16 protein-coding genes are annotated in these 15381 nt (G+C 64.9%); 3 read left to right on the forward strand and 13 right to left on the reverse strand.

Features of this window, described 5'->3' with window-relative positions:
* Together H6B31_RS11950 and dinB are read right to left on the reverse strand one after the other, a co-directional pair.
* Positions 1-527, reverse strand: a 527-nt coding sequence (locus H6B31_RS11950; RefSeq protein WP_204898728.1) for an inorganic phosphate transporter, incomplete at its 3' end; no start/stop codon positions are given.
* 96 nt (positions 528-623) lie between these two features.
* Positions 624-1862 (reverse strand): DNA polymerase IV, encoded by a 1239-nt coding sequence (dinB, locus tag H6B31_RS11955; RefSeq protein ID WP_204898729.1) that lies wholly within the window; start codon positions 1860-1862, stop codon positions 624-626.
* A 135-nt stretch (positions 1863-1997) separates the two neighbouring features.
* On the opposite strand from dinB, the gene H6B31_RS11960 reads away from it, so the two are divergent.
* Positions 1998-2888, forward strand: a complete 891-nt coding sequence (locus H6B31_RS11960; RefSeq protein WP_204898730.1) for an SPL family radical SAM protein — start codon at positions 1998-2000, stop codon at positions 2886-2888.
* A gap of 674 nt (positions 2889-3562) precedes the next feature.
* On the opposite strand, the gene H6B31_RS11965 is transcribed toward H6B31_RS11960, so the two are convergent.
* The 5 genes from H6B31_RS11965 to H6B31_RS11985 all read right to left on the reverse strand — a co-directional run bounded on the left by H6B31_RS11965 (position 3563) and on the right by H6B31_RS11985 (position 7400).
* A complete protein-coding gene (locus tag H6B31_RS11965) occupies positions 3563-4039 on the reverse strand; it encodes a DUF4358 domain-containing protein (RefSeq protein ID WP_204898731.1) in 477 nt (158 codons plus the stop codon).
* A complete protein-coding gene (locus H6B31_RS11970; protein WP_204898732.1) occupies positions 4036-5028 on the reverse strand; it encodes a GDSL-type esterase/lipase family protein in 993 nt (330 codons plus the stop codon). The genes H6B31_RS11965 and H6B31_RS11970 overlap by 4 nt, the downstream gene beginning before the upstream one ends.
* A gap of 28 nt (positions 5029-5056) precedes the next feature.
* On the reverse strand, positions 5057-5512 hold the full coding sequence (locus H6B31_RS11975) for a threonine/serine exporter family protein (RefSeq protein WP_087290337.1): 456 nt from the start codon (positions 5510-5512) through the stop codon (positions 5057-5059).
* Positions 5513-5522: 10 nt separating this feature from the next.
* Positions 5523-6275, reverse strand: coding sequence for a threonine/serine exporter family protein (locus H6B31_RS11980; RefSeq protein WP_243419027.1), 753 nt, complete (start codon positions 6273-6275; stop codon positions 5523-5525).
* 198 nt (positions 6276-6473) lie between these two features.
* Entirely contained in the window at positions 6474-7400 is a 927-nt protein-coding gene (locus H6B31_RS11985; protein ID WP_204898733.1) for a DegV family protein, read from the reverse strand.
* Positions 7401-7611: 211 nt separating this feature from the next.
* Between H6B31_RS11985 and udp the strand changes: the two genes are divergently transcribed.
* Complete coding sequence (gene udp / locus H6B31_RS11990; protein ID WP_204898734.1) at positions 7612-8385, forward strand: uridine phosphorylase; 774 nt, start codon at positions 7612-7614, stop codon at positions 8383-8385.
* Between the two features lie 93 nt (positions 8386-8478).
* Here udp and H6B31_RS11995 read toward each other — a convergent pair whose 3' ends face one another.
* On the reverse strand, positions 8479-9735 hold the full coding sequence (locus H6B31_RS11995) for a M16 family metallopeptidase (RefSeq protein WP_204898735.1): 1257 nt from the start codon (positions 9733-9735) through the stop codon (positions 8479-8481).
* Positions 9736-9936: 201 nt separating this feature from the next.
* On the opposite strand from H6B31_RS11995, the gene H6B31_RS12000 reads away from it, so the two are divergent.
* A complete protein-coding gene (locus tag H6B31_RS12000; RefSeq protein WP_204898736.1) occupies positions 9937-10680 on the forward strand; it encodes a M23 family metallopeptidase in 744 nt (247 codons plus the stop codon).
* Positions 10681-10785: 105 nt separating this feature from the next.
* Here H6B31_RS12000 and H6B31_RS12005 read toward each other — a convergent pair whose 3' ends face one another.
* From H6B31_RS12005 to xylB, 5 genes are read right to left on the reverse strand one after another with little or no spacing between them, the layout of a single operon-like run.
* Positions 10786-12273, reverse strand: coding sequence for an L-fucose/L-arabinose isomerase family protein (locus H6B31_RS12005; RefSeq protein WP_204898752.1), 1488 nt, complete (start codon positions 12271-12273; stop codon positions 10786-10788).
* A 37-nt stretch (positions 12274-12310) separates the two neighbouring features.
* Positions 12311-12946, reverse strand: a complete 636-nt coding sequence (locus tag H6B31_RS12010) for a DUF4867 family protein (RefSeq protein WP_204898737.1) — start codon at positions 12944-12946, stop codon at positions 12311-12313.
* Between the two features lie 11 nt (positions 12947-12957).
* Positions 12958-13632 (reverse strand): DUF6198 family protein, encoded by a 675-nt coding sequence (locus H6B31_RS12015; protein WP_204898738.1) that lies wholly within the window; start codon positions 13630-13632, stop codon positions 12958-12960.
* Positions 13629-13889, reverse strand: a complete 261-nt coding sequence (locus H6B31_RS12020; RefSeq protein ID WP_243419028.1) for a hypothetical protein — start codon at positions 13887-13889, stop codon at positions 13629-13631. Before H6B31_RS12020 ends, H6B31_RS12015 begins: the two co-directional genes overlap by 4 nt.
* A 12-nt stretch (positions 13890-13901) precedes the next feature.
* Positions 13902-15377 carry a xylulokinase gene (gene xylB, locus H6B31_RS12025; RefSeq protein WP_204898739.1) on the reverse strand — a complete coding sequence of 492 codons (1476 nt, stop codon included), beginning with the start codon at positions 15375-15377 and terminating at the stop codon, positions 13902-13904.
* Positions 15378-15381: the final 4 nt, after the last annotated feature.

Consider the following 15381-nt stretch of genomic DNA (forward strand, 5'->3'; position numbering starts at 1 on the left):
AGATGTGTATAAGAGACAGCCGCCCAGCGGCCCGCCCAAAACCCCAGGGCGGTGGACAGCACCAGCCCCAGCAGCACCAGCCCCCACTTCTGCCAGCGGATACAGGAGAGGTCTCCCTCCAGAGCCGCCGCCGCCCCGGAGATGCCCGCCACCAGGGCGTGGCTCTCGCTGGTGGGGATGCCCCACCACCAGGCCGCCGCCGACCAGAGCACCACCGCCCCCATGGCGGCGCACAGGGCCAGGGAGGCCGCCTCCGGCCCGCCCTCAAAGGAAGCGATGGAATAGATGGTCTCCGCCACCGACGGGTACACCGATGTGACGCACAGCACCCCCAGAAAATTGCACACCGCCGCCAGGAGCACCGCCCGGCGGAAGGACAGCGCCCCCGTCACCACCGCCCCGGCGATGGCGTTGGGGGCGTCCGTCCAGCCGTTCACCAGCAGCACCCCCAGGGTGAGGAGGGCCGACAGAGCCAGGGCGGGGTTTTCCACCGCCTGGGCCAAAAATGTGGAAAAAGAAGCGGGCATGAGAACTCACCTCATGCCCACTGTATGAGAATTGACCCGGCACATATACGAAGTTCCCGCCCATTCTGCATTCTGCATTTCTGCATTCTGCATTCCTCACTCCTCCCGTTTTCCCCCCGGCGGCGGGGCGTGGCGCTCCCGGGCATCCTTGGGGGCGGAAGCCAGGCCGATGGCCCCCTTGCCGTACTTGTCCCGGATGGCGTCCATGGCGTGGGCCAGCTTCTCCAGCCGCTCCCGCTGCTCCGCCCCCTGGTCCCCGAACAGGGTCTGCTGCACGGCGGCCTGGTCCTCGGGGATCAGGTAGATGGCGGTGACGGTCAGGGCCCGCACCGGCTTCTGCATATTCCAGCACCCGTCGGCCAGCTCCATGGCCTCCCGGGCGATCTCCCGGCCCAGGCAGGTGGGGACCTCCAGCCGCTTCTGACGGCTGATGTCCCGGAAGTCCGGGTCCCGGATCTGGAGGGCCACCCCGGTGCACTTCATGCGGTGCCGCCGCAGGCGGGCCCCCACCTGGTCGGACAGCTGGACGATCCCCGCCTGGATCTCCGCCCGGCCTTGCAGATTGCGGGCAAAGGTGTTGCCATTGCCCACCGACTTGGGGGGCGTGTACTGCCCCGCCGGGGCCACCGGGGACCGGTCCAGGCCGCAGGCGTAGTTGTGGAGCTGGCTCCCCTGCTTGCCCAGCAGGCGGAACAGCCGCTCCCGGTCAAACCGGGCCAGGTCCCCGATGGTGCGCACCCCCACCCGCTCCAGGGTCTCCGCCGCCGACCGGCCCACGTACAGCAGGTCGGTCACCGGCAGGGGCCACACCAGCTGCTGGTAATTGTCCCGGCTGATCCAGGTGGTGGCGTCCGGCTTTTTATAGTCGCTGCCCAGCTTGGCGAAAATCTTGTTGAAGGAGATGCCCACCGAGATGGTCAGACCGAACTCCTGGCGCATACGGCGGCGGATCTCGTCGGCCAGGGCTGCCGGGTCCCCTCCGAACAGATGGAGGGTGCCCGACACGTCCAGCCAGCTCTCGTCGATGCCGAAGGGCTCCACCAGATCGGTGTAGTCCTGGTACATGCGGTTGATCCGTTTGGAAAAGTCCCGGTACACGCTGTGGTGGGCGGGGAGGAGCACCAGATCGGGGCATTTCCGCTTGGCCTGCCAGATAGTCTCCGCCGTCTTGACCTGAAATTTTTTGGCCGGCTCGTTTTTGGCCAGGATGATGCCGTGGCGGCTCTCCGGGTCGCCGCACACCGCCACCGGCAGATGGCGCAGCTCCGGGTGGTCCAGAAGCTCCACCGAGGCGTAAAAACTGTTCAAATCGCAGTGAAAAATGATCCGCTCCATGCCCGCTCCCTCCTCTCGGTTCCAGTATACGGTGCCCGTGTGTAAAAGTCAAACAGATGTTCCAAATCCCGTTGACAGCCGCCCCCGGAGCTGATAGGATGGAGTCACAACGACGCACTGGGGGAGGCGCTTGCCATGGACTACATCCCCGCCAAACACATCCTCATCCGCAGCAAATCCACCGCCTGGTTCGGCACCGACCACACGGTGAACCTGTATCGTGGCTGCTGCCACGGCTGCCTCTACTGCGACAGCCGCAGCGACTGCTACCGCAACCCCAACTTCGACCGGGTCACCGCCAAGGCGGACGCCCTGCGCATCCTCCGGGACGAGTTGGCCCGGAAGATCCGGCCCGCCTTCATCGGCATGGGGGCCATGAGCGACCCCTACAACCCCTTCGAGGAGGAGCTCCTTCTCACCCGCCACGCCCTGGAGCTCATCGACGCCTATGACTGCGGGGTTTCGGTGGATACCAAGAGCGACCTCATCGTCCGGGACATCGACCTGTATCAGTCCATCCAGACCCACTCCCCGGTGATCTGCAAGATTACCGTCACCACCGTGGACGAGGAGCTGGCCGCCAAGGTGGAGCCTCGGGCCCCCTCCCCCGCCCGGCGGCTGGAGGCCATCCGAAAGCTGGCCGGGGCGGGGCTCTTCTGCGGGGTGCTCCTCATGCCTGTGCTCCCCTTTCTGGAGGACCGGCCGGAGCAAGTGCTCTCGGTGGTGGACCGCTCGGCGGACGCGGGGGCCAAGTTTATCTACTCCGGCTTCGGGGTGACCATGCGCCAGGGCCAGCGGGAGCACTTCCTCCGGGAGCTGGACCGGGCGTTCCCGGGGGAACATCTGTCCCGGCGGTACCTGGCCCGGTACGGGGACCGGTACCGCTGCCCCTCCCCCCGGGCCCAGGAGCTGTGGGAGGTCTTTACCGCCCGGTGCCGGGAGCGGGGACTGCTGTATCAGATGCCCCACATTGTCTCGGCGGCCACCCGGGGGTATGGGGACCGGCAGCTGACGTTTTTTGATTAGGGGGAGTTTCGCCGCCCCGGCGGCGAGTGACTTTCTGGGCCGGCCAGAAAGTCACCAAAGAGCCGCCAGGGGGATGGCTCAGGATGAGCGCTCCGCGCTCATATTCGCCGTCCTCCTGGACCCCCATTACGGGGGACGCGTACCTGTGGGATAGTGCAGAACTTCCGGCGCGCAAAATCTGAGTGATTGGTCTGAATTCCTGCCGGGCCACTGGGCCCTGGCCTTCCCAAAATTGTAGTTGGTGCGGTTCCGCCCCTGCGCCTGGCTTTGCCGAACAGATGGCGGCTGGTGCTGGGCTGTAGGGCGCAACGACCTCGGCGCGCCGCGTATGCGGGCCGGCCAGTGTCCGGCCCCTACGATAAAGAAAGAATGGCTTCAGGATACATGTAGGGGCGGCTATCAGCCGCCCGAGCCTTCCCCTTTAGGGGAAGGTGGCACGCGCAGCGTGACGGATGAGGGGAACGGTTCTGATTATCAGGGCACTCCGTTTGAACCGTAGGGCCGCACAGTGTGCGCCCGCGGGCCGCCGAGGTCGTCGGCCCCTACGGCGTTCACCGGACTGGTTTTTGTATTTTCGTAGGGGCGGCACACCGGGCCGCCCGGTCTTCCGACCCGAACAGCAAAACCGCCTATTTCCAAAGGAAACAGGCGGTTTTTCCCATTTTTTCTGCTATTCAGCCCAAGAGGTCCTTCACGGCCTGGGTGTCGGGGGATACCACCAGCAGCACGCTCTCCCCGGCCTGCTGGAGGAAGGGGTCCTCTAGCTTGGGGACTTCCGCCGGGCGGTAGTCCCGGTTGCTGTCGATCTGGTTTTGGAGATAGGTCTCCATCGCCCCCACGGCGGCCTCGGCTCCATCTGCGTCGGAGAAGATCAGCAGGGCCAGCTGCTCACAGTCCGCCCCGGAGGAGTTCCACAGGGAACCGTCCACCAGCTGATCCTGGGACAGGCCCGCGCTCTCCAGGCCGTAGATGTCCCAGGCCATGGAGTAATCGTACTCGTCCAGGGTATAGGTGAAGATTCCGCTGTCCAGAATTTTCTGGGCCTGCTCCTTGGTATAGGGCTGGGCCGTCTCTCCCCCGCCGGCACCGCATCCGGCCAGCATAGCCAGACAGACCGCCGCAGCGGTCAAACCGAACATTTTCTTTCTCATACCTGCGCCTCCTGAGTGGGATACAGCGTCTCATACGAGACGGTGTGGGTCTTCAGATACTCCAGCCATGCCTGACAGTAGGCCTTTTTCAGATGGACTCCGTCGTTGCTGGCGTCCGCAGGCAGCTGTCCGTCTGGGCCGGTGAACTCCGGCTCCAGGTCCAGGAACACCACCTGCTTCTCCTGGGCCGCCTGCTGCATCAGATCGTTGTAGACCCGCAGATGCTCGTTGGTCAGGTAGCTGGACCCGCCGGTGGCGGCGATCACGTCCTCGTTCAGGGGGATGAGCCCCTGGATGTAGATGACCGCGTTGGGCTGGCAGGCCCGGATGGCGTCGATGGCATTACAGTAGGCGTTATAGAATCCCTTGTCGTTGTTGTACCCCAGCTCGTTCACCCCCAGGGACAGGTAGACCTTTCCGTACTGCTTCAGACCCAGGGCCTCCAGCAGGGTGTACTTCTGTCCGTCGATGGTCAGAGCCTTCTTCTCCGCCAGCTTGAAAATGGACAGGCCGTTGGAGGTGAGGTTCTCCCCACAGCCAATGCCGCTGTACAGCAGGAAGCCGTCGGTGCGGGAGTCGCCGATGAAGGCGGCATCCTCAAAATAGGAGTTATCCACCGCCGGGCTCTCGGGGCAGGGCTGGGAGAAGTCATAGCCGGACAGGGAGGCCGAGCCGCTCACCGGCTGGGTCTCTCCCCCGGCGGGAACCGTCTTTCCCGCATTGGCCGGCTGGGAGTCTCCGGCGCTCCCGTCCCCCTCCGGAGTCTGGACCTGGGAGGTGTCGGAACCGGTCTCAGGAGCGGAGCTGCTCCCCTCCGGCTGGGGCTCCGGCGTCTGGGACACATCCCCCGCCGGGGCGGAGGTGCTGGACGAACCGCCGCTCCCGCTCTCACTCCCGGACGAAACGGCGGATTTCGGCGCGCAGCCGGACAGCAGGATCGCGCTGAGAAGCAGGCCGGCCAACAGCCGGCGTCTGGAAAACAACATCATAGCAACAAATTTCCTCCAGATTGTATCTCTAAGTTTTTTTATGCCTCTGGGGAAGGTGGGGCAGCACAATGCGCAGCACCGTCGAGGCCAACATGGCGCCCACCGCCAGGGAGGCAGCCATGCCGAAGGTATTGAGCAGGGTGGATAAAAACAGCTGGGTCTCCCCCGCCACACAGTGGCGCATGGCGTAGTAGATGCCCGATCCGGGCACCAGGGGGAGCAGGGCCACCTGCAGATAGCCGGTAACCGGGCAGCGGCGCAGCCGGGCCATGCACTCGGAAAAGACCGCGATGGCCGCCGCGGCAGCGAAGGCGGCCGGTATGCTGCCTATCGGGAGCAGCTGAACGGCCAGGTACACAAACCACCCCAGGGCGCCCCCAAGGCCGCAGATGAGAATTCCGCCTCCATGGATGTTGTATACCAGTCCAAAGGCCACGCTGGCCAGAAAGGCCCAGAGGCAGGGAAAGAAAAATTCCTGTATCATGTCCGCCCCCCTACTGCCCAACGGCCAGGGCCACCACTACGCCCAGCGCAATGGCCGCCGCGGTGAGAAGCGCCTCCGCCGTCCGGTTCACCCCGGAGATAATGTCTCCGGCCATGATCTCCCACATGGCGTTGGTGAGGGCGCGCCCCGGCACCAAAACCATCAGGGTGCCGATGGTGATGGCGTCCAGATTCTGCTGTGGGGTCAGGTTCACCAGGGCCAGCGCCACCAGGGACGCGATGGCCGCTCCGAACAGGGTCTGAATGAAGCCGTTGAAGCCCAGCCGTCCGCCCACATACAGCATCCAGACGCCCACCGCCAGGCCGCAGACTCCGGCGTACAGGCTGTCCAGCAGATCGCCGCCGAAAAACGCGGCGAAAAAGCCGGACGCCGCCGCATATCCCAGCAGGAACACCCACCCGGGGTAGAGGTGGCGCTCCTTCTCCAGTGCGTCCACCTGGGCCTTGGCCTCCTCCAGCGGCGGGACCTCTTGGCACAGCCGCCTGCACAGGTCGTTGCACCGCTCCAGCAGCTCGATGTCCGTGCCGTGGGCCGGAATCCGGCGCATCTGGGTAATGGGATGCCCTGTGGGGGTATTGAAGCTGACGATCAGACAGTTTGGAATGGCAAATACCTGGGGCTGAAGCCCGTAGGCTGTGAGCAGGCGCCGGACGGACTCCTCCACCCGGTAGATCTCCGCCCCGCTGTACATCAGCTGATAGCCCAGCTCGGTCCCCATATTCAACAGGGCGTCATAGTCCATGTGATCCGCCTCCTGGAACCAGCATACCATGTTTCTGAAAAATGGCAAGCAACAATTTTGTAACAAAAACCCACCTTTCTCCAGTTCCGCAGGAGGAGGCCGGCCTGTGCCGGAACGGGCGGTTCCGCTCCGAAAAAGCCACCCTACATCAATAAGACGCGCCGCCGGGAAAAAAAGTTTTCCGGCGGCGCGTCTTTTTTAATTTTCCGTGGCCGGCGCTCCGCCAGGGAAGGCCGTCTCCTTTTTCAGGATGCCCACACCGATGGGAGTGGGGCCGGTGTGCACCCCGATGGTCACCCCGATGTGGAACTCCCCCACCGGCCGGGCCGGATAGCCCCGCTCCTCCAAACCGGCCAGCAGGCGGCGGGTAAAGTCCTGATACTCCTCCTGGTCCAGGCCGTAGCCGGTGGCCAGGTAGTAGTCGTTCAGGTCGATCTCCCGCCGGGTCAGATAGCGGTAGAACAGCTCCATCACCCGGTTCAGGGAGTTCTTCCGCCCGGGCGCGATGCCGTCGGTCACCAGGCCGTCTCCCTCGTACCCGATCAGGGGCTTTACCTGCAGCAGGCTCCCGGTGGCGGCGGCCGCCTTGCCGATCCGCCCCCCGTGGCGCAGATACTCCAGGTCATTTGTAGTAAAGAAAATACGTCCTGTTGTCTTAGTCCGCTCCAAAATTCCGGCCGCCTCCTCCAGGGAGCAGCCCGCATCCCGCAGCCGGACCGCCTCGATGACCAGCAGCCCCTGGAGCACTGTGGCCAGCCGGGAGTCCAGCACCCGGACCTGAGCCTGGGGAAATTCCTCCAGCAGCACCTCCCGGGCGTTCCGGGCACACTGGATGGACCCGCTGAAGGGCTCATTGAGACAGATGCACAGCACCGCCTCCCCCCGCGCCGCAATGGGCCGGAAGGCGTCCAGATAGTCCTCGATGGTGGGCATGGAGGTCCGGGGAAACACCCCGGGGTGCTCCGCCATCTGCCGGTAAAACTCCTGGGCGGTGATGTCCCGCTCCTCCCGGTAATAGTTCTTCCCATCCATGGAGACATAGTAGGAGACCAAGGTGACCCCCAGCTTCTCCGCCCGCTCCCGCCCCAGGTCACAGGAGCTGTCGCTGACGACTTGAAACTTCATAGCGTTTGCCCTCCCACCCGCAGGGTGTAAAATTCGTGTTAAGTATCATATCCTCTTTTTGCGGAAAAAGCAATCTGTAATTGAAAAAAGACGGAAAAACTTTGCCGCCCCCTCTCTCTCCCCCCTCCTTGACGGCCCGCCGTCCCCCACCGTATAATGGAACCACAGCAGGCGGGCCCCAGCGCCCGCCGGAACAAAGGAGGCAGGTCCTATGCAGGCGCGTGAGCTTCAGTTTCACATCCAGTGTCTCCCCGGCCAGGTGGGCCGGTACTGCATCCTCCCGGGGGACCCGGGGCGGTGCGGGGAGATCGCCAAATACTTTGACGACCCGGTGCACATCCAGACCAACCGGGAGTACGTCACCTACACCGGCACCCTCCTGGGAGAGCCGGTGAGCGTGGTGTCCACCGGCATCGGCGGCCCCTCGGCGGCCATCGCCATGGAGGAGCTGTGCAATCTTGGGGCGGACACCTTTGTGCGGGTGGGCACCTGCGGCGGCATCCATCTGGAGGTCCAGAGCGGGGACGTGGTGGTGGCCACCGGGGCCGTCCGTATGGAGGGGACCAGCCGGGAGTACGCCCCCATCGAGTTTCCGGCGGTGCCCCACTACCAGGTGCTCGCCGCCCTGACCCAGGCGGCCCAGAATCTGGGCAAGCCCTGGAAGGCCGGGGTGGTCCAGTGCAAGGACTCCTTCTACGGCCAGCACAGCCCCGGCCGGATGCCGGTGTCCTATGAGCTGGAGACCAAGTGGGAGGCCTGGAAGCGGCTGGGGGTGCTGGCCAGCGAGATGGAGTCGGCCGCCCTCTTTACCGTGGCCGCCGCCCGGGGCGTCCGGTGCGGCTCGGTGTTCCATGTGATCTGGAACCAGGAGCGGGAGAAGGAGGGGCTGGACCAAAAGGAGTCCCATGACACCTCCGCCGCCATCCAGGTGGGGGTGGAGGCCCTGAAGCTCCTCATCCAGCAGGACCGGGCGGAAGGGCGCTGACTTCTCTCCCCCTCGGTTTTGAGAAAACCTCCAAAAACGAAAACAGGCGGTATAGGCCAAGAAGGTCTATACCGCCTGTTTTGACTTTTCCGGTTAAATTCCTCGCTCCAGCCACGCCTGGTACTCCGCCGCCGGGCGCACCCGGCCCACGGCGGACAGGGAGGCACCCACAAAGGGGAAGATCCGCTCCGCCAGCCGGCGCAGATCCTCCCGGGTCACCTGGTCGTAGGCGGTCAGGATCTCCTCCGACTCCCGCACCCTTCCATACAGCAGGGCGGAGGTGCCCAGGTGGCTCATGCGGGCCTGGACCGACTCCATCCCCATGAGGATGTTGGCCTGGGCCTGGTCCCGGGCCCGGGAGAGCTCCTCCTGGGTGGGGCCGTGGTCGGCCAGCTCCCCCACGATGGCCCGGACGGCCTCCAGGGCTCCCTGCTCCTGCTCCTGATTCAAGGCGGTGTAGATCCCCAAAAGGCCGGTGTCCGCATGGTCGGACACATAGGAGTAGACGGTGTAGCACAGCCCCCGCTTTTCCCGCAGCTCCTGGAACAGCCGGGAGGAGCACCCGCCTCCCAGGATGGAGTTGAGCAGCAGCAGGGCGTACCGCTCCTCGTCCAGATAGGACAGGGCGGGGAAGGCCAGGATCAGGTGATTCTGCTCAATGGCCTTCTTCCGCACGGTGACGGCGGGGAGGTAGACGGCCTCCCGCACCTTGGGCAGGGGGGCGGCGGGCAGGGCGGACAGCCGCCGGGTGAGGGCGTCCACGTGCCGCTCCTCAAAGCTGCCGGCCAGGGCGGCCACAATGGCCCCGGGGACATAGTGCTCCTTCTGCCACCGGCGCAGGCTCTCTCCGGTCATCTGCTCCAGAGTGGAGGCCTTTCCCAGGATGGGGCGGCCCAGGGGGCGGCCTTTGTACACCGCCATGGCCAGCCGCTCAGCGCACAGGTCCTCGGGGGCGTCCTCATACATACCGATCTCCTCCAGGATCACTCCCCGCTCCAGGGCCGCGTCCCCCTCGTCAAACCTGGAGTCAAAGAGCATATCGCACAGCATCTCCCCCGCCCGGTCCAGGTGCCGGTCCAGGCAGCGGGCGTAGAAGCAGGTGCTCTCCTTGGTGGTGTAGGCGTTCACCTGGCCGCCGATGGCGTCCATCTCCATGGCCAGGTCGGCGGCGGAGCGGCGGCTGGTCCCCTTGAAGGACATGTGCTCGATGAAGTGGGCGGCCCCGTTCTCCTCGGCGCGCTCATGGCGGGAGCCGGCCCCCACAAAAAGTCCCAGGGCGGCGGAGCGGACGCCGGGGATGTGTTCCGTTAAAATACGTGCCCCGTTGGGCAGGGTGATGGTACGGTACATAACAGCTTCCTCACTTTGACAGAATTCGTACTTGGAGAAGTATATCACATAAATAGGGAAAACGTCCATGGAAGTTGTACGTCTGTGTACACAAAACCCTGGAAATTTTCCAGCCCTTCCGGGGACAGGGACACAAAAATTTTTCCCTTTCCGGTATAGCCACCCAAAAACTGGTCCACAATATCCCTCGGAGGTGGTTCCATGAAACGGAATCTGTTTCAAAAATTAGGCGATTTCGTGCTGGGAAAGGGCTTCTACATAGTCCTGTTCCTGTGCGTCGCCGCCATTGGAATTTCGGGCTATTATCTCATCCGCACCGTCACCGGGGGCAGCCAGCCCAGCGAACCGGTCACGGCCAACCCCACCGTCACCCTCCCGGACAGCAGCGCCCAGGAGGCCCCTCCCACCCAGCCGCTGGAGGAAGAAACTCCTGAGGAGGAGCCCCCCGCCCCGGCCGTCCAGGAGGACGACCCCCAGCCGGTGAAGGAGCCCGCCCAGGAGGAGGTCTCCACCCAGCCTGAGTACAAGGAAGTGGTCTACACCTGGCCGGTGAAGGGGCAGGTCCTGCGGGCCTTTACCGCCGAGGCCCTGGCCTATGACCCCACCATGGGGGACTGGCGCACCCACTGCGGCGTGGACATCGCCGCCGAGGCGGGACTCAAGGTGCTGGCCGCCGGCGAGGGGCAGGTGGCGGAGGTCTGCTCCGACCCCATGATGGGCACCACGGTGACCGTCCAGCAGCCGGACGGCGTGACGGCGGTATACTCCAATCTGGCGGAGGAGGTCGCCGTGTCCGTGGGAGACGCGGTGGAGACCGGGGCCGTCCTGGGCACCGTGGGCGGCACCGCCATCGCGGAGAGCGGGATGGAATCCCACCTGCATCTGGAGCTGCTGGCGGAGGGGAACCACGTGGACCCCCTGGACTATCTGCCGGAGCAGAGCTGAATTTATAAAAAACGCCATACCGGCCGGAGAAAAAATTCTCCGGCCGGTATGGCTCTTTGTTTGGCTTGGGGAAAGAAGAACGCAAATGTAATTAGATACCGCCTCTTACACGAAGGGGTTCTCGGTGGGATAGGGCAGGCTCTTGGGCTGGTTGTAGGCGATGTCCTCCACGCCCAGCAGCTTCATCACCTCAAACAGGGCCTTGCCGTAGTGGCCGAAGGCCACCGCGCCGTGGTGGGGATAGCCCTTCTGCACCAGCACATGGCGGTAGAAGCGGCCCATCTCCGGAATGGCGAAGACGCCGATGCCGCCGAAGGAGCGGGTCTTGACGGGCAGGACCTCGCCCTGGGCGATGTAGGAGCGCAGCTTGCCCTGGCTGTCGCACTGCAGGCGGTAGAAGGTGATCTGGGAGGGGGCGATGTCGCCCTCCAGGGTGCCGCGGGTGAAGTCGGGGTCAGAGCCCTTGGGCTCCAGCAGGCGGTGCTGGATGAGCTGATACTTCACGGCCCGGTCGGCGCACAGCTTGCAGCTGGGGGTGTTGCCGCAGTGGAAGCCCATGAAGGTGTCGGTGAGCTGATAGGGGAACTTGCCCTCGATGTCCTCGTGGTACAGGTCGGCGGGGACGGAGTTGTTGATGTCCAGCAGGGTGACGGTGTCGCCGGAGACGCACATGCCGATGTACTCGGACAGGGCGCCGTAGATGTCCACCTCGCAGGAGACGGGGATGCCCCGGCTCACCAGGCGGGAGTTCACATAGCAGGGCTCAAAGCCGAACTCCTTGGGGAAGGCGGGCCAGCACTTGTCGGCAAAGGCCACGTACTCCCGGGCGCCCTTGTGCTCCTCCGCCCAGTCCAGCAGGGTGACCTCCAGCTGGGCCATGCGCTCGTTCATCTCGGGGTAGTAGCGGCCCTCGCCCATCTCCTTGGCCATGTCGGCGCAGATCTCGGGGATGCGGGGGTCGTCCTTGTGGGCCTTGTAGGCCACCAGCAGATCCAGCTCGGAGTTCTCCTCGATCTCCACGCCGATCTCATACAGACCCTTGATGGGGGCGTTGCAGGCAAAGAAGTCCTGGGGACGGGGGCCGAAGGTGATGATCTTCAGCTTGGACAGGCCGATGAGGGCGCGGGCGATGGGCACATAGTCCTGGATCATGGCGGCGATGTCCTCGGCGGTGCCCACGGGGTACTCGGGGATGTAGGCCTTCAGGTGGCGCATGCCCAGGTTGTAGGAGCAGTTGAGCATGCCGCAGTAGGCGTCGCCCCGGCCGTCGATCAGGTCCTTGCCGGTCTCCTCGGCGGCGGCGGCGTACATGACGGGGCCGTCAAACTTCTGGGCGATGAGGGTCTCGGGGGTCTCGGGGCCGAAGTTGCCCAGGAACACCACCAGGGCGTTACAGCCGGCGGCCTTCACCTCGTCCACGGCCTTGAGCATGTCCTTCTCGTTCTCCACGGTGGTCTTGCACTCGTAGATGTCCACGCCCTTGGCCTGGCAGGCGGCCACCACCGCGGCGCGGCGGCGCTCCGACAGGGAGATGATGAAGCAGTCCCGGGACACCGCGATGATGCCCAGCTTTACAGTGGGAATGTTGGTCAGCATAATGTTCTCACACCTCTTTTAAAATTGAGCCGGTTCAGATGAGCCCGGCAATGTCAATGTTTTCTCCGTCCAGGCGCACGGGCGCTCCCTGGGCGGCCTCGCTGCTGTCCTTGTGGGCCAGCAGCCACTTGTTCCGGGCCCACAGGCACTGGTCCTCCTGGTTGCCCGCCAAAATGGCCGGCTTGTCCAGGTTGGTGCCCTTGGGCAGGACGATGGCCACCTGGAACCCCTCTCCCGCCTTGGCGGAGCAGGGGGCGTAGTGCAGGGTGGTGGCGTACACCTCCACCAGGGTGCCGGCGGGGCACAGGAAGGCCTCCACCTTGCCAGTGTCCAGACGGCCGTCCGTCATCTCCTCCCGCTTGGCCAGCAGGAGGATAAAGTCCTGAACGCCCACGTTCAGCTCACTGTCCCGGTGGTACTCCAGGCAGTTGAGCTTGGTGTTGTGGCCGTTGCACCAGCCGATCTGGATGGGCATGCCGCCGTAGGCCCGGTCGGACAGCTCCCCGCACACGGGCAGGGCCATGAGCTCGGGCTGCTCCGGGACGTACTCGGTCCCCTCCGGGACCGGGGTCACCCGCTCCAGGGTGTCCAGCAGCCCGGTCAGGTCGTAGCCGGTGAGCACCTGTCCGTACTTGGAAAAGGACGGATCAAAGACAGATTGAATGGTCATAAGCATTCACCTCAAGTTTGGGAGCGCACTCCCGCAAATTGTGCCAGCGCGGCCTCGCACAGCCGCTGGCTGATGGGAAAAAACAGCTGAGCGGCGGGACCCACCAGAAAGGCGCAGATCACGGTGCCCAGTCCCACCACGCCCCCCAGGGCCAGCCCCACCAGGGCGAAGGTCAGGTCCACCCCGATGCGCACCGGTCCGAAGGGTTTTCTCAGCTTGTCGCTGAGCACCACCGCCACCAGGTCGTTGGGGCCGGTGCCCGCCTGGGAGCGGATGACGATGGTCATGCCGAAGGCCAGGATGACGCAGCCGGCCACCAGCAGCGCCAGCCGCAGGGGCAGAGGCAGCCCCCCGTGGATCACCGGGGACAGCCAGAGGGTATACACATCAATAATGGGACCGCCCAGGGCCATGCACAGCACGGTGCCGATTCCCACATAGGATCGGTCCACCGCCAACAGCACCAGCAGAATGACCAGCGACACCAGCAGGTGGGTCCGGCCGTGGGTCATGGCGGCGAAGGCCGGCCAGGGGATTCCCCGAAACAGGCCCTGTACAAATACGTTGAAGGGGTCGGAGCCCAGATCGCTCTGGAGAAACAGGGTCACGCCCAGATGGGCGACGCACAGCCCCGCCAGCAGCAGGACCACCCGGACGGCCAATTCCCGGCGCGTCCAGCCCTTCACGGCTCGTCCCCCGGCGCAGGCGGGTCCGGCTTCTTCTCCCGGTTGGCCCGGCACTGCTTGAAGTAGCGGAACAGGGAGTAGCCGCAGAACGCGGCGCCGGCCAGGCCCAGAATCCCGCCCCCGGCATAGGCCGCCCAATCGGGCATGTCGCTCCCTCCCCCCAGCTGGGCGGAGATGAGCTTGTAAGCCATGTAGATCAGATACAGCCCCACAGCCAGCCGGAAGACCAGCCGGGTCTGTTCACCCCAGTTTTCCAAGAAAATTCCCCCTTACAGCAGCGCGGGGAAGATCCCCTTCAAAGCGGGGTAGATCTGTCTGAACTGCTGGTACCGCGCCTCGTACCGGGCGGTGAGCTCGGGATCGGGGGTCACAGTCTGGGCCACCTGGACCAGCTTGGAACAGACCTCCTCCACGCTGGAGTAGGCCCCGCAGGCCACCATGGCCAGCATGGCGCCGCCCATGCCCGGCCCCTGCTCGGAGACGGGCAGCTCCAGCTCCAGTCCCAGCACATTGGCCAGGATGGTCCGCCACAGGGGGCTCTTGGCTCCGCCGCCGCACAGCTTGCTGCGCCGGATGTCCAGGCCCAGGGAGCGGGCCACCTCCAAGCTGTCCCGGATGGCGAAGGCGACGCCCTCCAGCATGGCCTGGGTCAGGTCGGAGCGGGTGGTGTCCATAGTCATGCCCACAAAGGTGCCCCGGGCGTTGGTGTCGTTGATGGGGGAGCGCTCCCCCATCAGGTAGGGCAGGAAAAATACGTGGTTGTTCCCCAGCTTGTCCGGGGTGATGGGGGTCTGCTCGGCCCCGTAATCCTTGGTCTGGAAGATGTCCTCCATGAGCCACTTGTTGCAGCTGGCCGCCGAGAGCATGCACCCCATCAGGTGGTAGTGCCCGTCGGCGTGAGCAAAGGCGTGGAGGGCGTTGTTGGGGTCCACCCCGAACTTCTCGCTGGAGATGAAGATGGTGCCCGAGGTGCCCAGAGAGATGTTGCAGGCCCCGTCTCCCACCGTGCCGGTGCCCACGGCGGCGGCGGCGTTGTCCCCCGCGCCGGCGCACACCTTCACCTCGGGGGAGAGCCCCAGCTGGGCGGCGACGTCGGGCTTCAGGGTGCCCACCGCCTCATAGCTCTCAAAGAGCTTGGGCATCTGGTCCTCCGTGAGGCCGCACAGGTCCAGCATCTCCTTGGACCAGCGCTTGTGCTCCACGTCCAGCAGCAGCATGCCGCTGGCGTCGGAGTAGTCGGTGCAGTGGACCCCGGTGAGGATGTAGTTGATGTAGTCCTTGGGAAGCATCACCTTTTTGATGCGGGCGAAGTTCTCCGGCTCGTGCTCCCGCATCCACAGCACCTTGGGGGCGGTGAAGCCGGCGAAGGCGATGTTGGCCGTCCAGGCGGACAGCTTGTCCTTGCCCACCGTCTGGTTGAGGTAGTCCACCTCCCGGGCGGTGCGGCCGTCGTTCCACAGGATGGCCGGGCGGATCACCTGGTCATGCTCGTCCAGCACCACCAGGCCGTGCATCTGCCCGCCGGCGCCGATGCCCGCCACCTGGCCGGCGTCAAACCCCTTCAGGAGCTCCGGCACACCCTCCAGGACGGCGCGCCGCCAGTCCTCCGGGTTCTGCTGGCTCCAGCCGGGATGGGGAAATTCCAGGGGATACTCCTTGGAGACCACATTCTGCACGGTCCCCTCCTGGTCCATCAGCAGCAGCTTCACCGCTGAGGTCCCTAAGTCAATTCCGATATACAGCATAATA

Origin of the sequence: Pseudoflavonifractor capillosus, from assembly GCF_016899775.1 — a bacterium.
Lineage (GTDB): Bacteria > Bacillota > Clostridia > Oscillospirales > Oscillospiraceae > Lawsonibacter.